At 61.2% G+C, this 17243-nt stretch carries 19 protein-coding genes; 17 read left to right on the top strand and 2 right to left on the bottom strand.

Annotation, left to right across the window (positions count from 1 at the left end):
* Positions 1-63 precede the first annotated feature (63 nt).
* From nrdR to ACILSI_RS12940, 7 genes are all read left to right on the top strand, one after another.
* A complete protein-coding gene (gene nrdR / locus ACILSI_RS12970) occupies positions 64-552 on the top strand; it encodes a transcriptional regulator NrdR (RefSeq protein WP_294404293.1) in 489 nt (162 codons plus the stop codon).
* A gap of 6 nt (positions 553-558) precedes the next feature.
* Complete coding sequence (locus ACILSI_RS12965) at positions 559-912, top strand: histidine triad nucleotide-binding protein (RefSeq protein WP_395722305.1); 354 nt, start codon at positions 559-561, stop codon at positions 910-912.
* 44 nt (positions 913-956) lie between these two features.
* Positions 957-1373: a hypothetical protein gene (locus tag ACILSI_RS12960; RefSeq protein ID WP_395722304.1), complete on the top strand. Its 417-nt coding sequence runs from the start codon at positions 957-959 to the stop codon at positions 1371-1373.
* A 99-nt stretch (positions 1374-1472) separates the two neighbouring features.
* Positions 1473-2669 (top strand): DUF3419 family protein, encoded by a 1197-nt coding sequence (locus ACILSI_RS12955; protein ID WP_395722303.1) that lies wholly within the window; start codon positions 1473-1475, stop codon positions 2667-2669.
* Positions 2666-3310, top strand: coding sequence for a class I SAM-dependent methyltransferase (locus tag ACILSI_RS12950; protein ID WP_395722302.1), 645 nt, complete (start codon positions 2666-2668; stop codon positions 3308-3310). Before ACILSI_RS12955 ends, ACILSI_RS12950 begins: the two co-directional genes overlap by 4 nt.
* 48 nt (positions 3311-3358) lie before the next feature.
* Complete coding sequence (locus ACILSI_RS12945) at positions 3359-3859, top strand: DUF3592 domain-containing protein (protein WP_395722301.1); 501 nt, start codon at positions 3359-3361, stop codon at positions 3857-3859.
* Positions 3856-5166: an O-antigen ligase family protein gene (locus ACILSI_RS12940; protein WP_395722300.1), complete on the top strand. Its 1311-nt coding sequence runs from the start codon at positions 3856-3858 to the stop codon at positions 5164-5166. Before ACILSI_RS12945 ends, ACILSI_RS12940 begins: the two co-directional genes overlap by 4 nt.
* Here the strand turns inward: ACILSI_RS12940 and ACILSI_RS12935 are convergent.
* Positions 5141-7186 carry an arylsulfatase gene (locus ACILSI_RS12935; RefSeq protein ID WP_395722299.1) on the bottom strand — a complete coding sequence of 682 codons (2046 nt, stop codon included), beginning with the start codon at positions 7184-7186 and terminating at the stop codon, positions 5141-5143. The two genes, ACILSI_RS12940 and ACILSI_RS12935, sit on opposite strands and share 26 nt — an antisense overlap.
* A gap of 189 nt (positions 7187-7375) precedes the next feature.
* Between ACILSI_RS12935 and ACILSI_RS12930 the strand changes: the two genes are divergently transcribed.
* From ACILSI_RS12930 to ACILSI_RS12915, 4 genes are all read left to right on the top strand, one after another.
* Positions 7376-7882 (top strand): hypothetical protein, encoded by a 507-nt coding sequence (locus ACILSI_RS12930; protein WP_395722298.1) that lies wholly within the window; start codon positions 7376-7378, stop codon positions 7880-7882.
* A 171-nt stretch (positions 7883-8053) separates the two neighbouring features.
* Positions 8054-9319, top strand: a complete 1266-nt coding sequence (gene tyrS / locus ACILSI_RS12925; protein ID WP_395722297.1) for a tyrosine--tRNA ligase — start codon at positions 8054-8056, stop codon at positions 9317-9319.
* Between the two features lie 45 nt (positions 9320-9364).
* A complete protein-coding gene (locus ACILSI_RS12920) occupies positions 9365-9589 on the top strand; it encodes a hypothetical protein (protein WP_395722296.1) in 225 nt (74 codons plus the stop codon).
* Positions 9586-9999, top strand: a complete 414-nt coding sequence (locus ACILSI_RS12915) for an HNH endonuclease (protein WP_395722295.1) — start codon at positions 9586-9588, stop codon at positions 9997-9999. The genes ACILSI_RS12920 and ACILSI_RS12915 overlap by 4 nt, the downstream gene beginning before the upstream one ends.
* Before the next feature lie 74 nt (positions 10000-10073).
* On the opposite strand, the gene ACILSI_RS12910 is transcribed toward ACILSI_RS12915, so the two are convergent.
* A complete protein-coding gene (locus tag ACILSI_RS12910) occupies positions 10074-10721 on the bottom strand; it encodes a polysaccharide biosynthesis/export family protein (RefSeq protein ID WP_395722294.1) in 648 nt (215 codons plus the stop codon).
* 166 nt (positions 10722-10887) lie between these two features.
* Between ACILSI_RS12910 and nuoB the strand changes: the two genes are divergently transcribed.
* The 6 genes from nuoB (at position 10888) to ACILSI_RS12880 (ending at position 17206) form a co-directional block, all read left to right on the top strand.
* Entirely contained in the window at positions 10888-11424 is a 537-nt protein-coding gene (nuoB, locus tag ACILSI_RS12905) for an NADH-quinone oxidoreductase subunit NuoB (RefSeq protein ID WP_395722293.1), read from the top strand.
* 12 nt (positions 11425-11436) lie between these two features.
* Positions 11437-12009: an NADH-quinone oxidoreductase subunit C gene (locus ACILSI_RS12900; protein ID WP_395722292.1), complete on the top strand. Its 573-nt coding sequence runs from the start codon at positions 11437-11439 to the stop codon at positions 12007-12009.
* A gap of 108 nt (positions 12010-12117) precedes the next feature.
* Positions 12118-13374 carry a PQQ-binding-like beta-propeller repeat protein gene (locus ACILSI_RS12895; RefSeq protein ID WP_395722291.1) on the top strand — a complete coding sequence of 419 codons (1257 nt, stop codon included), beginning with the start codon at positions 12118-12120 and terminating at the stop codon, positions 13372-13374.
* 124 nt (positions 13375-13498) lie between these two features.
* A complete protein-coding gene (locus ACILSI_RS12890) occupies positions 13499-15220 on the top strand; it encodes an LptF/LptG family permease (RefSeq protein ID WP_395722290.1) in 1722 nt (573 codons plus the stop codon).
* Positions 15221-15251: 31 nt separating this feature from the next.
* Positions 15252-16031 (top strand): hypothetical protein, encoded by a 780-nt coding sequence (locus tag ACILSI_RS12885; RefSeq protein ID WP_395722289.1) that lies wholly within the window; start codon positions 15252-15254, stop codon positions 16029-16031.
* 50 nt (positions 16032-16081) lie between these two features.
* Positions 16082-17206 (top strand): sialidase family protein, encoded by a 1125-nt coding sequence (locus ACILSI_RS12880; protein ID WP_395722288.1) that lies wholly within the window; start codon positions 16082-16084, stop codon positions 17204-17206.
* Positions 17207-17243: the final 37 nt, after the last annotated feature.

The raw sequence follows: 17243 nt of genomic DNA, 5'->3' as shown, positions 1-17243 counted from the left end.
ACTACGAAGGAACTTGCCTAAGTGCCTGCGAGAAAGCACATTCCACGCCCCAACCCCCACCGAATGCGCTGCCCCAAATGCGGAAGCTCCCAGGATAAAGTGATCGACTCACGCGAGGCGCGGGAAGGTCATGCCATCCGCCGCCGCCGCGAGTGCATGAAGTGCGACTTCCGCTTCACGACCTATGAGATCGTCGAGCGCGAGGAATTGCGCGTGGTGAAGCGCAACGGCGCCCGTGAGAGCTTCAACCGAGACAAGCTGCTAGGCGGCGTGCGCAAATCCTGCGAAAAGCGCCCGGTGAAGATGGAGCAGCTTGAGCAGCTCGTGGACGACATCGCCAACGAGCTGGAAGAAGAAGGCTACCGTGAAATCCCATCAACCGTCATCGGCGCGAAGGTCATGCGCCGCTTGGAGGCCATCGACCATGTGGCCTACGTCCGCTACGCCTCGGTTTACCGCCAGTTTGAGGACGTGGGCGAGTTCATCGACGAAATCAAGAGTCTCGGCGAACGCCGTCCGCGCGATGGGCGGCAGCCTGAACTTTTCCGTTAATCCGCCATGTCCGAGAAGACCATCTTCCAAAAAATCATCGACCGCGAAATCCCGGCCCCGCTTGTTTATGAGGACGAGCTGGTTGCCGCCTTCAACGATGTCAACCCACAGGCTCCGACGCACATCCTGATCGTGCCGAAGAAGCTGATTCCGCGTGTGGGCGAGGCTGGAGCCGAGGATCAGGCCACGCTGGGGGCTTTGCTGCTCGCGGCGGGCAAGATCGCCGACAAACTCGGCATCAAGGACCGCAGCAAGGGCTTCCGCCTCGTGATCAATCACGGCAAGGACGCGGGCGAGTCGGTGCCGCACCTCCATGTGCATCTTTTGGCCGGTCGCAGCCTGGAATGGCCTCCGGGCTGAGAAATTTTGCAACTTCGGGCCGTTGAGGCGGTTTTTTTGACATCATGGAACCGTTTTCACCCCAAGACCCTCTCACGAAGCTGCTGGCTCAGGCCCGCAAGATCGAGGCGCGTTCCAATTTCACGCAAAACGTGGTTCGCGCCGCCCGCCAGACCCCGCAAGATCGTGGCTGGCTGGCCGCTGTTCGCGCGTGGTGGGAGGACGTTTCGTATGCGCCCGCAGCCGGACGCTGGGCGCTCGCTGCCGGGGCTGCTGCGGCCATCGCGCTGACTTTTGCCGTGCTGCAAACGCACCCGGAATCTGCTCCGCAGATCGTTGAGCAGACGATTCCCGCGCCGGAAGTGCCGTTGCTGCCTGCAGCGGAGACGCCTTGGGAGACCGCTTATCAAACTGAGGCGCTGCTGGCCGTGGAGGACACCACCCAGTTCACCGACAGCGAGATCGGCTTCCTGCTTTATTAAGCTATGTCCGTGACGGAATCGTGACGCGCTCGTCCGTGTGACGAAACCTGCACACTCCTTTGCTCGCCACATTCGCAGCGCATGGAACACATGCGGCGCATGCCCACGCTGCATAACCCCACGCGCCCCAGGCCGGTGCGCCTCCTGAAATCGGCCCATGACATGGTTTTCCGCCATGTTCACAACTCCAACCTCATCTACAACACGGCGTGGGAGGACCCGCGGCTCGACCGGCAGTTGATGAAACTGGACCGCGACAGCCGCGTGGTGATGATCACCAGCGCTGGCTGCAACGCGCTGGATTATCTGCTCGAAGACCCGGCGGAGATTCATGCGGTGGACATGAACTACCGGCAAAACGCGCTGCTGGAGCTCAAGCAGGCGCTCATTCGCAAAGGCAACTTCGATGAGCTGTTTGAGATGTTCGGCCTCGGCTCGCATCCTGAGTTCACCGCCGTGTATGAGAGCGTGCGCGGCACGTTGTCAGAGCCTGCGCAGAAATTCTGGGACAGGCGCATCGGCTTCTTCAATCCGACGAGTCTCAAAAAATCCTTTTACTACCACGGCACCTCGGGCATCGCCGCCTATGTGATGGGCAACGCGTTGTTCAAACTGCGACCGAACATCAAGAACTTCGCCACCTGCATCCTCGACGCCCGCTCGCTGGAGGAACAGCGCGAGGCTTATGCTTTGTTCGAGCGCGAGGTGTGGGGGCCTTTCAGCCACTGGCTGCTGCGCCAGCCCACACTGATGACGCTGCTGGGCGTACCACGCCCGCAGATCAAGCTGATCCAGGACTCGTATCCCGGCGGTCTCACCGGTTATGTGAAGGACAAGCTGCGCCACGTCATGACCGAGCTGCCCATTGCAGACAATTATTTCTGGCGTGTGTACATGACCGGCTCCTACACGCTGGGCTGCTGTCCGAATTACCTGAAACAAGAAAACCTGCCCGCGCTTCAAACTCGTGTGGACCGCCTGAAGACTCACACCACCACCGTGTCGAATTTCCTGCGCGAGCATCCCGGTGCTTACACGCACTTTGTGCTGCTGGACCATCAGGACTGGCTGGCCGCGCACGACACCGCCGCGCTGCTCGACGAGTGGGAGCTGATCCTCGCCAACAGCGCTCCCAGTGCGAAAATACTGATACGCTCAGCCGGTCTCGATCTCAGCTTCGTGCCCGAGCACATCCGCGGCCGCCTGCGTTTCTTCCCGGAACGCACTGAGACGCTGCATCAGCTCGACCGCGTCGGCACCTACGGCAGCCTGCACTTTGCGGAGGTGCTCAGATGAATGCGGCGGCGGCTCCAAACACCGCGCTGGAGCGCTACTACCAGTTCCATTCGCGCATCTACGACGCCACGCGCTGGAGCTTCCTGTTTGGGCGGGAGGAAGTTCTGCGTCACGCCTCCCGTGTGACGCAGCCACGCCGCATTCTCGAAGTTGGGTGCGGCACCGGAAGAAATCTCGTCTCGCTGCGCCGCCGTTTTCCGCAGGCGGAGATCACCGGCGTTGATTTGTCCGAGCCGATGCTCGCCATCGCCGCTGGCAAGGTGCGTGATGAGCACACCACGCTGCTGCGCCGCTGCTATTCCGCTCCGGTGCATGAATCCGGCGCTGGCTTCGATCTCGTGTTGTTTTCATACGCGCTGTCCATGTTCAATCCCGGCTGGGAGCAGGCCATCGATGCCGCGCATGCGGATCTGGCCAAGGGCGGTTGCATCGCCGTCGTCGATTTCTCCCACTCCGCATTTGGCGGCTTTCGCCGCTGGATGGGCGTCAATCATGTGCGCATGGAAGGCCACTTGTGGCCGCGTCTGGCGCAGAAATTCGTTCCGCTGCTCGATGAGAGGATGCCCGCTTACCTCGGCGTCTGGCAGTACGGTATGTTCATCGGGCGAAAGCAGACTCAATGTGGCGAATCTGTTTCGTGAGCCTTGGTTAATAATCAATACCTTGGGGTGCTCGCAACCAACACCACCATGACCAGTATCCACCTCCTCTCCACCACCGCGTGGTTTGCCACGGTCGGCTCCAGTCCGCTCCTGCAAACCGCCCTCGTCGGCACGGCCCTGGCGCTCGTCGGATTCGTGCATTTCCTTCGTCGTTTCGGCGCTGCCTGGACGATGCACCGCTGGCCGCGCACGCAGGGCCGCGTCATCCAGGCCGAGATGCGCCGGGGAAAGAAAAAAACTTCCGACGGCAGCCTGCTCTACGATCCCGTACTGCGTTACACCTATGCCGTGGGCGACCGCACCTTTGAGAGCAGCAGCTTCACCCACCGTGCCGTCAGCAATGCCGCGAACCTCGCCATGCAGTTCATCACCCGTGTGAAGCGGGATGCCGAGGTGCCGGTTTATTATCACCCGCACAATCCGGCCGAGGCCGTCGTTCAGCCCATGCCCTGGCAGGGCGCGGCGATTGGTGCGGCGTTTTGCGCCCTCCTGCTCGTTGCGCTCGCAGCGCAGTTGCTCCTGGCATGAACGCGACCGCGACCACGATCTCACCCGCGTGGTCAGGCACCTTCGCAGGCACGCTGCGCCCCTTGGCGGCGCAGATCGCCGTCACAGGCTACCTTGCCGGTTTTTCCGTGCTGCCGAACGAGTGGTTTCACCTCGGCTGGCTGCTGCTCGTCGGCGCTTGGGCCTTCATCTGGAAAGAAAACCCGGCTCAAGGGCTGCGCCAGCCGGTCCATCCCGGCGCGTGCCTCATGGCGGCTTTTCTGCTGTGGATGACGCTGCGCTCCTACTGCAGCGAGGCGTTTCGGCAAGGCCACTTCAGTAGCGAGGTCATGCGTGGCATGCTGGGAACCCTGCTGCTGGCCTTGTTCTGCGCTTTGACCTGGCAGACGGCGCGAGATCGTGAGGCTTTGCGCACTACCGGCTGGATCACCGGCATCTTGGCAGGCTGTGCCGCGCTGATCAGCCTCGTGCTATCCTACTTCGTGCTGCCCGGCCATATGGCGGGTGAGCGGCTGACGAATCTGCTCGTGCATGGCGGGCTGAATCCCATCTGCACCGGGCTGATTTTCGGTTTTTCCGCCATCTGGCTCGCCGCGCTGGTGGAGGGAAAGGCGCTGCCCGTCTCGCGCCGCCTAGCCTGGACACTCATCGCGCTGCTGCACCTCGCCGCCTTCTTTTCCGGCAGCCGTGGCGTCATGCTGGCGCTCGCCTGCGGTCACGCGGCCCTGCTCCTGGCGAGTGGCTGGCGGCGTGGCGCGGCGGCTTTGGGCGTGTTTGTCATCACCGGCATGCTTTACTTCACCAGTGCCCCTTTGCTGGCCAAGATCGCCGTCTGGCGCGCTGAGTCAGCAGTGGCTATCGCAACACCCACCCTCACCCATCACCTCCACAAGGCGGTGGAACGCGGTGACAACGGCCGCTTTGACATCTACCGCGCTGGTTGGAACGCCCTCGACAATCTCTGGCTCGGCACCGGCCAGTGGGGCGTGCGTGACGTGTGGCAGTGCGAGCTCCAGCCCGATCCGTGCAGCATGATGACCCACCTGCACAGCGCCTTCTTCGCCACTTTTGTTCATGGCGGCATCATCGGGGCTGTGATGCTGCTCGCGCTGCTCACGCACGCCCTGCGCTGCGCCAGAAACATCGCCCAACAAGGAAATGCCACCTGGCTCGCCCTCCTCGCCTTCGGCTGCGGCGGCCTGCTCTTCGACGGCGAATCCCTCACCTCCCTCGCCACCGCCCCACGCTTTGAAGGACTGCTGTTCTGGTTGCCGGTGGTGGTGGTCTTGGCGCGTGGTGGCCTCACTTCGACACCACGAGCTGCTTGATGCCCACTTCGCCGTCGAAGGCGATGAAATTAAGCTGTTCCTTCGCTTCGGCGAAAATGGCGTGTTTGGCTTTGGTGGTCGTTCCGGCGAACTGGACGGTGATCTCGTCACCTTGGAAGGTGACGCGGCAGGTTTGCCACTCGGCCGATTTGAATTTCACCTGGGTTTTGCCGAGGGGCACCACTTTGTCCGGCCCTTCACCTTTCTCGGGGTTCTTGGCGATCTCAAGGAAGGCACGCGAGAGGACGATGCGGAAGCTGCGGGCGTTTCCGGCGGTGTGAATGCGCAGGGAGTGACGGTCGGCCTCACCGAGGCGGATTTGAAACTCGAGGGTGCCGTCTTTCATGGCGAGCGGTCCGGTGAGGGCGCTGCCTTTGGCACCGGCCCGGCCAAACATGGCATCGTCCCGAACGGTCCATGCTTCTTTGCCCTGGGAGGATTTGAAGGTTTTCACGTCAACCGGCTGCGCATTGGCAAGCGGAGGCAGTGCAACCACCGACGTCTTTGGTTTGACGCCCGCAGGCGGGAGTTCACGACTGTAACCGCCGTCGCGATAGCGGTTGAGCAGTGTTTCGAGCTCTTTGACGACTTCGGGATGCTGCGCGGAGACATCGCTGCCCTCGGCGATGTCCTGGCGCACGTCGTAAAGCATGCGTTGCATCTGATCGGCGCGGGCTTTTTTCGCGGCGGGCTTCACGTCGTCGGCAGGAACACCTTCGATCCATTTCCAGGCTCCTTTGCGGATGGCAAAGTTGCCGTCAGCGCCGTGAACGATCACATCCTGGCGGATGGTGCTTTCGAGTTTGTTGCCGAGCCAGGCTTTCGAGACATCGTGGCTGTCCTCGGCGGCCTCGCTGGCCTTCGGCAGCTTGGTACCGGTGATGGCGGCAATGGTGGCGAGGGTATCGACGATGCTGATGGTTTCATCACACACGGTGCCTGCGGGCACATGGCCGGGCCAGCGTACGAGGTAAGGCACGCGGAAGCCGCCTTCCCACACATCGTGCTTCCCGCCGCGAAACGGTCCCACGGGCTTCAATCCGGCGGTTTGGGCCACGTTTTGCGGCGTGTCACCGGTCGGCTTGTTCACGCCGCCGTTGTCGCTGGTGAAGAGCACGAGCGTGTTTTTGGCGAGGCCCTGTTTGTCGAGCGCATCAAGCACGCGGCCCACGCTGAGGTCCAGATCGCTGATGAAGTCGCAAAACGGCCCGCCTTTGCTTTTCCCGGCGGTTTGCTTGGAAGGTGTGATGGGATTGTGGACGGCCACGGGCGTGAAATAGACGAAAAACGGCTTCTCCGCGCTCTGCTGGCCGATCCAGGTCACGAGCTTGTCAGTGAGCGTGTCCATGACCTCGTCGTCGATGCGTTTGGGGGCGTTGAGTTCGAGGTTTTTGACCGGCTTGCCCTTCTGCTGGCCCATGGTGACGTAGGGCGGGCTGGGCGAGGACGGGCTGTCTTTGTTCAGGCCATAGACCCAGTGGTTCTCGACATAGACGCCGCTGAGATCGCCGTGATTGGCAGGGACGCCAAAGTGGTAGTCAAAGCCGATTTCGAGCGGCCCGGGCTTCAGCTCCTTCGTGTAATCACACTTTGCCTCTGTGCCATAGCCGAGATGCCATTTGCCGACGGCGGCGCAGTTGTAGCCCTGGTTTTTCAGCATCGAGGCCACGGTGAGGCGTGTGGTCTCGATATGCAGCGGCGCGGTGGTGCCGAGCACCTCGCTGATCAATGACGTGCGCCAGCAGTAGCGACCAGTCATCATGGAATAACGCGTGGGCGAGCACACAGACGAGGTCGTGTTAGCATCCGTGAAGCGGCGGCCTTCTTGGCCGAGGCGGTCGATGTTCGGCGTCTGCACCAGTTCAGGATTCGCGCCGTAGCAGCCGACGCTGCCCCAGCCGAGGTCGTCGCTGAGGATGACGATGACGTTGGGTTTCTCAGCACCCTCCTTCGCCAAGGCTAAGGCGGGCAGGGAGATCGAAGAGCCGAGGGCGAGGAGGAGAATGAAGAAGCGTTTCATAACGCGGGAACGTGGCGGCGAGGGGGGACTTGCAGCGCATTCCGTGGGGGAGGTAGGAAGTGAGAGGTCAGAGGTGTCGGCACCCACCGCTGACCTCTCACTTCTAACCTCTCACATTTCACGTCTGACTCCCCCCACCCCGCCTTTCCCATTGCGGCAGCGGCTCGGTGCGGCACAATGCTGGCCGCCATGCCGACCCGTCTCGTTTTCTCCCTCCTGTTTTGCCTTCTCAGCCTGTTCATGACCGGCTGTGAAACCGGTTCCTCGCCAGCCTCCGGCCCTCAGGCCGAGGCACGCCGCCGTCAGATCGCCATGGAGCCGCGTGGGGATTATTACATCGGCCGCCGTTTTCACGTCCCGTTCACGCACTTCTGGGGCTATCTGCGCAGTCCAGGGCAGGATTGGAGCAGCTCCAAGCTCGTCATCATGAATGAGCGCTACATGAAAATTCCCTTCCGCCTGCCTGAGCAGCCTAGCGACGGTGGTTACGCCTATGGTGACGATCACAACAACGAGTACCGCATCTACGGACGCTACACCGGCCGCCGGGTGTTTGATCCGAACAGCAACATGATCCTGCCAGAGTTCGAGCTGCGCCGCTGGGAACTGATCAACGAAAGCGCTGGCTGGCTGTTCACGCCCGGCGAGCGCTTCACTGGCAGGCTTCTGCGCAGCGAGCCCGGCTCGGCGCCCTAGCGGAAATGACGAAACCCGCTTGGCGAATGACGGATTTCGGAGCTCTCCCTCGTCATTCGGACTTCGGGTTACATTCGTCATTGATACGCTTCGCTTCCCTCCGGGCTCCTTTCAGTCGTCTGTCTCGCTTCGCTCGGCTCTAATTTAGTCATTCGTCATTTTTTAACTCTCATGCCCACGACCGATCTGATCGCCGACCTCGAATGGCGCGGCCTGCTCAAGCAGTGCAGCGACCTCGAAGCCCTCAAAGCAGCCCTCAAGACCCAGCAGACCTTCTATTGCGGCTTTGACCCCACCGCAGACAGCCTGCACATCGGCAATCTGCTGCCGCTCATGGCCCTGCGCCGTGTGCAGGAGCACGGACACAAGGCCATCGCCATCGTCGGCGGCGGCACCGGCTTGATCGGCGACCCCAGCGGCAAGGCGAACGAGCGTACACTCAACACGCCCGAGACCGTCGCTGCCTTTGTGAAGCGCATCGAGGTGCAGATCCGCAGCATCCTCATTCCTGACAAGACCATCATAGAAGACAACGCCTCGTGGATCTGCAAACTGAGCGCCGTGGAACTCCTGCGCGATGTGGGCAAGCACTTCACCATCGCGTGGATGCTGGCAAAGGAATCCGTCGCCGCGCGTCTGGAGAGCGGCATCTCGTTCACCGAGTTCACCTACATGATTTTGCAGTCGTATGACTTCGTCGTGCTCAACGAGCGCCACGGCTGCACCGTGCAGATCGGCGGCAGCGACCAGTGGGGCAACATGACCGCCGGCATCGACCTCGTGCGCAAGCTACGCGGCCAGCAGACCTACGTCGTCACCTTCCCGCTCATCACCACGAGTTCGGGCAAAAAATTCGGCAAGTCCGAGGCCGGTGCCATCTGGATGGACCCCGCAAAAACGAGCCCGTATGCCTTCTACCAGTTCTGGGTGAACTCCGAAGACCCCGACGTGCCGCGCTTCCTGCGCCAGTTCACGCTGCTTTCACACGCAGAGATCGAGGCCATCGAAGCCGAGCACAACGCCCGCCCCGAACTCCGCAGCGGCCACAAACGTCTCGCTGCCGAAGTCACCCGCATGGTGCATGGCGAAGACGAGCTGCAAAAAGTCATCCTCGCCTCCCAGGCGCTCTTTGGTACTGCCGATCTCGCCACCGCCGATGTCGGCACGCTCATCGAAGCCACCGCGTCTGCTCCTAGCACCGAAGTCGATCTCGCGAACATCCCGCAGGTGGCCGATTTGCTCGTTACGCTCGGCCTCGCCACCTCCAAAGGCGATGCCGGTCGCCTGATGAAAGGCGGCGGCTTCTACATCAACAACCAGCAGGTGGACGCAGGCGCCGCGCCGACGCTGACCGCCGAGCATTTCCTCGGCGGCAGGCTCTGCATCCTGCGCAAAGGCAAAAAGAGCTACGCGACGGTGAGGGTGGCGGGGGTGTGACTGAGCCCGCGTTGACAAATGGCATGTAAACCGCACCTTCCTGACATGCCCGCCACGATTGAAGCACCCACATCCTGGATTGAGTCCATCGGCGACTTCCGGCTGCCGCCGGAGACGGACCGGCAACTCCAAAGCCTGATGGATCGCAACACTGAGGGGCTGCTGCAACCTGCGGAGAAAGAAGAGCTTTCCGCCCTCGCCGCGCTGAGCGAGGAAATCTCATTGTTTCGTGCCCAGGCATTGCAACTTCTTGGCAAGCGTCCGGCATGAATGTTCCCGCCGCCTTGGCCGTGCTCGTCAAAGAACGCGCGGAACATCGCTGCGAATACTGCCGCATGAGCCAGTCGCTTCAGGGTGCGACGTTTCATGTGGAGCACATCATCCCCGTCACCTGCGGAGGCACCACCTCCGAGGACAATCTCGCGCTGGCCTGCCCGAGTTGTAATCTGCACAAATCGGACCGGTCGCATGTGCTGGATCCAGACACACAGGCGATGGCAGCCCTCTTCCATCCACGCAGGCAACGCTGGTCGGACGAGTTTGCCTGGGAAAACAGGCGAATGACGGGTATCACAGCAACGGGGAGAGCCACGGTTCAAGCACTGGATCTGAATCATCCGCGCCGTCTTCGTGTGCGGGAGGCAGAGGCGTTGTTCGGGCTTTTTCCGCCTGGAATCTGAGTCTTCCAAGTCGCTGTTGCTGCTGTTCCCACGCACAAGAGCTACCCCACGGTGCGGGTGGCGGGGGCGTGAGCTCATTCGACGATCACGACATCGTCGCGGCGAAGAAAGAGGTCATATTCTCTACGTTTTTCGATCAGGGCTGCTTCGGTGTTCACGAGGATGCGTTTGTTGCCTTGAGGTGTCCTGCGAATGATCACGATTGCCGGGATTTTCTTTTTAGAGATGGTGCCACCTGCAAGCTCAAGAAGACCAGTGACACTCAGGTCTGTGTCTTCGGGCAATAAGTATTTGCCTGTTTTGGAGACATTTCCAAGGGCAACCACTGTGGAGTAATCAAACTCAAGAGAGCAGTCCTCGCATTTATGTGGCTTGAAGTCACATGTCACAGTGACCGTGGCTTCTTTAAAAAAGCCTTTTTCAAGTCCGTTTTTGAGCTGGTAAGCCAACGTGCGGCACGTTAAGCTGACAGCTTTAGTGAGGCCGAGATAGGGGGCTTGAATTTCCCCTGATACTGCAACGTACTGTTGAACGGCATCACGCTTGTCCTCTAGGATTTGAATAGTTATCAAATTGCCAACCTCGATCTTTTTCACATTATCGAGCGCATCCATGCCCGTCAGGGCTTTGACGGGCGGTTCGAGTGCTTTTTCTTCGCCTCTGGTGGCGGAAGCCAGAAGCAACGAGCAGAGCAATGTATAAAAGGTGGAGCGTCTTGGCATGCCACTCAGCCTACCCAGCCCTATCGGCAAGGCGCAAGCCAGATTTCCGCAGACGAGGGCGTCCGCGCTCCTGGCCGCTGCCCCCTTGTGAAAAGATTCACAATCTGTTTGCCGCTCCTGCGCAGGGGGCGTAATTCTGGCAGTTCTCAAACCCACACGTCGCCTCATGGTCGCCCCTGCTGAATCCACCGTTGCTGCTTACGACTCGAAAGTCGAAGGCAATATCATCTTCACCAAGATGGACGCCGCCATCAACTGGATGCGCAAGAACTCCATGTGGCCGATGCCGATGGGCCTGGCCTGCTGCGCTATTGAAATGATGGCCGCCGCGTGCAGCCGCTACGATTTGAGCCGCTTCGGTGCCGAAGTGATGCGTTTCTCTCCCCGCCAGGCCGATGTGATGATCGTGGCTGGCACGGTGACCTACAAGATGGCCCTGGCCGTGAAGCGGGTGTGGGACCAGATGCCGGAGCCGAAGTGGTGCATCGCCATGGGTGCCTGCGCCAGCAGCGGCGGCATGTACCGCAGCTACGCTGTGCTTCAGGGCGTGGACCAGATCATTCCTGTGGATGTTTATATCTCCGGCTGCCCTCCGCGGCCTGAGGCGCTGCTGGAAGGCATGATGCGCCTCCAGCGCAAGATCGAAACCGAGCACTCCTTTGTGGAGCAGAAGCAGGAACTTGTTGAGGAACTGACCGCTTAATTTTCCACGATCATGAACGCCGCCCAGATGACCGAGGCCCTGAAGCAAAAGTTCGGCGATGCCGTGCTCGAAACAAAGGAATTTCGTGGTGAGCACACGCTCGTCGTCACCCTGGCCAGCGCAAAGCCACTCTTGAAGTACTGCCGCGATGAGCTGGCCTTCGACTACCTCGTGGATGTGTCCAGCCTCGATTACCTGGGCAAGGAGCCGCGTTTTGAGATGGTGTACGAGCTTTACGGCTACGGGCACCACGAACATCTGCGTGTCCGCGCCGCCGTGGCGGAAGACGTGGAAGTTCCCACCGTCAGCGACATCTGGGCCACTGCCGACTGGCATGAGCGCGAGGTGTACGACATGATGGGCATTAAATTCAGCGGTCACCCGGACCTGCGCCGCATCCTGATGTGGGAAGGCTACCCCTACTTCCCGCTGCGCAAAGATTTCCCCCTCGAAGGCCTGCCCAGCGACATGCCGGATGTCGGTTTCACCAAGACCGCGCCGATGGCTGACGGTCCGTTTGTCACCAGCCCTGGGGTTGGCGACACGGTGACGCGTGAGCCACGCTCCCGCAGGCCGGTGGAGTGATTTCCAATTCACCCATGATTGGTCCGATCCGACCATCAGTCTGACCCGACGGATCCTCCCACCTCCGAAAGAGCCCGCCAAGCTCTGCGTTCCCGTTTCCTCCTCATCATGACACGCACCCACCTCACCACCGTCCTCGGTCTGGCGCTCGCCACGGCCGCTTCTGCTGCAACCGACTGGGCCACGTTCCGTGGTCCTGCGGGTAACGGCATCGTCCCTGCCCTGCCAGATGCCAAATGGAGCCTCAAGGAAGTCTGGAAATCGCCCACGAACCTGGGCTTCAGCAGCTTCGCCGTCGCAGGCGGCAAAGCCTACACGCTCGTCACTGGTGAAACCGAAGGCAACACGGGCGAAATGCTCGTCTGCCTCGACGAGGCGACCGGCAAGCAGCTCTGGAGCAAGCCTCTGACTGTCATCGCCAAATACGACGGTGGTGGTGATGCCGGCACACCTGACAACAAAGGCGGCGACGGTTCCCGCAGCACTCCCGTCATCGACAGCGGCAAAGTCTATGTCATCGACTCCATGCTCGGCGTGTTCTGCTTCGACGCCACCAGCGGTGACAAAGTCTGGAGCCACGATGTGATGAAGGAAAACGCCGGCGTGCAGATCAAATGGCACAACGCCGCCTCCCCGCTCATTGACGGCGATGTGCTCATGCTCGCCGGCGGCGGCGCGGGCCAGGCGCTCATCGGTCTCGACAAAAACACGGGCAAAGTGCTTTGGAAAGGCGAGGACGACAAGATGACCCACGCCACCCCGATTCTCGCGGACATCCACGGTGTGCATCAGGCCATCTTCTTCACCCAGACCGGCCTCGTCGGCGTGAACCCGCAGAAGGGCGACGTGCTCTGGCGCGCCGAGTTCCCCTACAAAGTGAGCACCGCCGCCTCCCCGGTCGTGTTTGAGGACATCGTTTATTGCTCCGCAGGCTACGGCGTCGGCGCAGGTGCCTTCAAGCTCGCCAAAAATGGCAGCAACCTCGAAGCCACGCAGATCTGGCGTCGTGAAAACCAGTGCTTCAACCACTGGAGCACGCCTGTCGTGAAGGACGGCTACCTTTACGGCATGTTCAGCTTCAAGGAATACGGTGCTGGCCCGCTCGCCTGCGTGGACATCCGCACGGGCGAAGACAAGTGGGCTGAAAAAGGCTTCGGCCCCGGCCAGGTCATTCTGGCGGGCGACAAGATCATCGCTACCAGCGACAAGGGCGAAATCGTCGTCGCTGAGGCCAATCCTGAGAAATACAAGGAAGTGGCCCGCAAGGACGTGCTCGAAGGCAAGGTCTGGAGCTACCCGATCCTCGCCAACGGCAAAATCTTTGCCCGCAGCACGGTTGAAGGCGTCTGCCTCGATCTGAACTGATCGCTGAAACACATTTCATCGGATCTCGAAGCCCGGTGCCAGCGCTCCGGGCTTCTTTTTTGCCCTGGGGCCGTGCAGCCTTGACGCATCCGACCCTCTGGCCGACTCTCGCCCCCTCTCTGGCATGAAGTGGCAACAACGTGTGATCCAGGCCTGGCAAAAGGCGCGTGAACTCCCCTATTTGGGGCGCAGTTCCTTTGCCGTGGCGATGATCCTGGTCGTGACCGCCATCGCGCTGGACTGGCACCGCACGCATCCTGATGATGACGCGGGCGAGGCGATCCAGCAGGCCCGGCAGGCGCAGATGGACGTGCCAAAGATGATTATGGTGCTCTCCCGTGTGCTGCCCTACCTCAATCTGTGGGTTTCGTTGGGCACGCCGCTGCTGCTGTTCATGATCTGGCGGCGCTGGAACGATCTGCGCCGCCTGATGGCTCCGGTGAGCATCGCCTCGGTTTCCATCGTGGCCTGGGTGGTCGCGAGCGAGCTGGTGGACTACGTCGCGCATTCGCAAATGACGGAGATGGGCGAGCCGCCCGCACCCACGGCCTTTGTGTTCAAGCTCATCTTCATCGCCCTCGCGGTTGGTTCGGCGCCGTTCGCGCTGCAATACTACCGCAAGACGACCATCCTGGAGCGCTACACGCTGCGCACCTTTGTGCATCCGCTGCTGTTCTGCTTCGTGTCATTCTGCTCGCTGTGGATCATCATGGACCTGCTGGACAACCTGAAGGACTTCCAGTCGGCGAAATCCAGCTTTGGCGAGGTGCTGGGCTTCTACCTCGGCCTGCTGCCCTACATTTACGTCACGGTGATGCCGGTGGCGCTGCTGCTGGCGGTGCTGTACGCGCTGACTCGCATGTCACGCGCCAACGAGATCATCTCGATGCTCGGCGCCGGACTTAGTCTGGCCCAGGTGCTGCGGCCAATCTTTCATTGCTCGCTCTATGCCGTGCTGTTGAGCCTCGCGGCAAACTACTACTGGGCTCCCCGCGCCGAGGGCAACCGCAAGGCCGTGGTGCGCGCACTGGAGGAAAAGGGGGCGGACTCCATCATGGCGTCCGCAATCATGTTTCACAACGTGCAGACCCGCCGCACTTGGTACGCTGCCACCTTCCCCTTCTCCTTGCGCAGCGGCCGCGAGCGCATGCACGGCGTGCAGGTGCGGGAGGAAAGCCCCGAGGGCGCTCCGTCACGCACCATCCTGGCCCCCTCCGCCTCATGGACGCCTAAAGGCGGCTGGCGCTTCTATGACGGCAAGGTACTGCGCTATCAAAACGGCAGCGTCACCTCGATCCAGCCTTTTCCCCTCCGCACAGACGGCACTCGCATGCTTGAACTCACCGGCCTTGAGGAGACCCCATGGAGCATCGTCAGCTACGCTCTGCGGGCCGATTTCATGAGCGTTCCAGAGATCATCTCGTACCTGCATGCGCACCCGAAGGCCACTGCCGACAAGCTCGCCCCCTTCCGCACGCATTTCTGGCACCGCTTCGCCCTGCCATGGCAGGCGCTTGCTCTGGTACTCGTCGCCGCGCCGCTGGGGGTGGCCTACTCACGCCGTGGCTCGGTCGGTGGCATCGCGGGAAGCGTGTTCATCTTTTTCATCTTCATGTTCGTGAACAACCTCTTCCTCAACCTCGGCAAAGGCGGCCACCTGCCGCCCTGGCTCACAGTTTGGATACCGCACCTTCTGTTTGGGGCGCTGGGGCTGGTGCTGTTCCATTACCGCTCCCAGAACCGCGACCTGCCGCGCCTCAAACTCGGCTTGTCCAAGCCCAAAAAATCGCAGATCGCCCGGCCACGCAACCGCAGTGCCCCGTTGCCCGGAGCCTCGGCCACTTGAAACTTCAAACCTGAAACTTTAAACATCGTTGATGCAGCAAAACTGGTCCATCCGCAGCCGCGCCCATCAATGCGCCCTCACCGGCCGCCCTTTTGAGGACGGCGAGAGCTTCCACACCACGATCTACTTCGATCCGCAGGAAAACGGCTACGTCCGCCGCGATGTCTGCGCCGAGGCCTGGCCGCAGGAGCGTGAGCAGCGCAAGCCCGTCGCCGCCTGGAAGAACATTTACCAAAAGGTCATCGCCGAGGCCAAACCTGAGATCGCGCCCAAGGAAAGCGCCCAGGATCTGCTCCAGCGCTTCATTGAGGACGGCGATCCCAAGACCGAAAACGCCCGCTACATCCTCGCCCTCATGCTGGAGCGCAAACGCCAGATCGTGCAGACCGCCGAGAAGGAGGTGGATGGCGCGAAGATGCTCTTCTACGAGAACAAAAAGACCGGCGAGATCTTCATCGTGCGCGATCCCGAGCTGAAGCTTGATGAGATCGCGCAAATGCAGGACGAAGTCGCCTCCATCCTTGCCTTCGGTGGTCCGGCTGCTGAAGCCGCGAAGGCAGTGGGCGTGACCCTCACCGTCGATGGCGTCGTTCCGGCCGCCGACACGGCCCAGGAGTTGTCTGAATCCGCGCCCGAAGCCGAATCGCCCTCCGAAAACGTTGAACCCACCTCTTCTGACGAGTCGGAGGAAGAGGCATCTACCGAAGAGACGGCGGAGGAGCCGGGGGACGAACTTGAATCCGATTCCGAAAGCACCGAACCGGAAGCATCGGACGAGCCCACAGAAGAACAGGAGCCGCCTGTTCATTAAACAACGTCGTGCGAAAGAGCACGGTCAGGCTGTCGGTTGAGTGTCTCTGCATGAAACACTTCTTCCTTGCTGCTCTCGCTGCTTTCTCGGCCTCCCATGCCGCAGACCTTCCCGATCTGCCCGTCGTGGATCTTTCAAATCAGAAAGACCGCCCCACAATCATCGCCGCAGGCACGGAGCAGACTTATCAGGGCCATCCCACGACGGTCTTGATGCCGGATGGCAAAACCATCTTCTGCGTGTGGTGCATCAATCATGGCGGAGCCGCAGGACCGATGGCACGCAGCGATGACGGCGGCCTGAACTGGACACGCATGGACGAACTGCTGCCGCCCGGCTTCAAAACGCACCAAAACTGCCCCAGCATCTACCGCATGACCGATCCCGCAGGCAAAGAGCGCCTGTGGGTCTTTTCCGCCGCGAAAGACAATCGCAGAGGCCCCGGCATGCCCAGCATCATGAGCGCGGATGGCGGCAAGACCTGGAAAGAGATGCCGCCGCTCGGTTTCCCCTGCGTGATGACCTTCAGCAGCATCGTGAAGCTCAAGGACGGCCGTTACCTCGGCCTCTACCACAAAGGCCCCGGTGGAGCCGACAAAGCGCCGCTCGATGTGCTGCAAACCATCACCGCCGACGGCGGTTTCACCTGGAGCGAGCCGAAAGTCGTCGCCTCCGTCGAAGGCAAAAACCCCTGTGAGCCCTTCGTCTTCCGCTCGCCTGATGGAGTGGAGCTTTGCTGCCTTATGCGTGAGAACACGCACAAAGAACGCAGCCTCATGATGTTCAGCCACGATGAAGGACAAACCTGGACCAAGCCCGTGAACACCTCCTGGGGTCTCACCGGCGACCGCCATGCGGGCGTGTTCACCAAGGACGGCCGCATGGTCGTCGCCTTCCGCGATCAGGCGCTCAACAGCCCCACCAAAGGCCACTTCGTCGCCTGGGTCGGCACTTACGATGACCTCAAGCAGGGCAAGCCCGGCCAGTACCGCGTCAAGCTCCTCCACAATCACGCCGAGCGTGTCGGTGACTGCGGCTACCCCGGCATGGAACTGCTGCCAGACGGCACCATCGTCGCCACCACCTATGTGAAGTATGCGCCAGGCAAAGAGAAACACTCCGTCGTGAGTGTGCGCTTCAATCTAGCCACCACCGATGCGCTGGTGAAGCCTTGATACGCCTGAACTTCGCAAAGGCAGGCGCATGGGCCGC

The organism is Prosthecobacter sp., assembly GCF_044232965.1.
In the GTDB taxonomy this organism is placed as follows: Bacteria; Verrucomicrobiota; Verrucomicrobiia; order Verrucomicrobiales; family Verrucomicrobiaceae; genus Prosthecobacter.
Note: the sequence above shows the minus strand (reverse complement) of the source record. Positions and strands in the feature narration are given on the sequence as shown.

Excerpts from the sequence above, each read along its gene's own strand:
- nrdR (WP_294404293.1), top strand. The coding sequence starts at position 64 with ATGCGCTGCCCCAAATGCGGAAGCTCCCAGGATAAAGTGATCGACTCA.
- ACILSI_RS12965 (WP_395722305.1), top strand. The coding sequence starts at position 559 with ATGTCCGAGAAGACCATCTTCCAAAAAATCATCGACCGCGAAATCCCG.
- ACILSI_RS12960 (WP_395722304.1), top strand. The coding sequence starts at position 957 with ATGGAACCGTTTTCACCCCAAGACCCTCTCACGAAGCTGCTGGCTCAG.
- ACILSI_RS12955 (WP_395722303.1), top strand. The coding sequence starts at position 1,473 with ATGCCCACGCTGCATAACCCCACGCGCCCCAGGCCGGTGCGCCTCCTG.
- ACILSI_RS12950 (WP_395722302.1), top strand. The coding sequence starts at position 2,666 with ATGAATGCGGCGGCGGCTCCAAACACCGCGCTGGAGCGCTACTACCAG.
- ACILSI_RS12945 (WP_395722301.1), top strand. The coding sequence starts at position 3,359 with ATGACCAGTATCCACCTCCTCTCCACCACCGCGTGGTTTGCCACGGTC.
- ACILSI_RS12940 (WP_395722300.1), top strand. The coding sequence starts at position 3,856 with ATGAACGCGACCGCGACCACGATCTCACCCGCGTGGTCAGGCACCTTC.
- ACILSI_RS12935 (WP_395722299.1), bottom strand. The coding sequence starts at position 7,186 with ATGAAACGCTTCTTCATTCTCCTCCTCGCCCTCGGCTCTTCGATCTCC.
- ACILSI_RS12930 (WP_395722298.1), top strand. The coding sequence starts at position 7,376 with ATGCCGACCCGTCTCGTTTTCTCCCTCCTGTTTTGCCTTCTCAGCCTG.
- tyrS (WP_395722297.1), top strand. The coding sequence starts at position 8,054 with ATGCCCACGACCGATCTGATCGCCGACCTCGAATGGCGCGGCCTGCTC.
- ACILSI_RS12920 (WP_395722296.1), top strand. The coding sequence starts at position 9,365 with ATGCCCGCCACGATTGAAGCACCCACATCCTGGATTGAGTCCATCGGC.
- ACILSI_RS12915 (WP_395722295.1), top strand. The coding sequence starts at position 9,586 with ATGAATGTTCCCGCCGCCTTGGCCGTGCTCGTCAAAGAACGCGCGGAA.
- ACILSI_RS12910 (WP_395722294.1), bottom strand. The coding sequence starts at position 10,721 with ATGCCAAGACGCTCCACCTTTTATACATTGCTCTGCTCGTTGCTTCTG.
- nuoB (WP_395722293.1), top strand. The coding sequence starts at position 10,888 with ATGGTCGCCCCTGCTGAATCCACCGTTGCTGCTTACGACTCGAAAGTC.
- ACILSI_RS12900 (WP_395722292.1), top strand. The coding sequence starts at position 11,437 with ATGAACGCCGCCCAGATGACCGAGGCCCTGAAGCAAAAGTTCGGCGAT.
- ACILSI_RS12895 (WP_395722291.1), top strand. The coding sequence starts at position 12,118 with ATGACACGCACCCACCTCACCACCGTCCTCGGTCTGGCGCTCGCCACG.
- ACILSI_RS12890 (WP_395722290.1), top strand. The coding sequence starts at position 13,499 with ATGAAGTGGCAACAACGTGTGATCCAGGCCTGGCAAAAGGCGCGTGAA.
- ACILSI_RS12885 (WP_395722289.1), top strand. The coding sequence starts at position 15,252 with ATGCAGCAAAACTGGTCCATCCGCAGCCGCGCCCATCAATGCGCCCTC.
- ACILSI_RS12880 (WP_395722288.1), top strand. The coding sequence starts at position 16,082 with ATGAAACACTTCTTCCTTGCTGCTCTCGCTGCTTTCTCGGCCTCCCAT.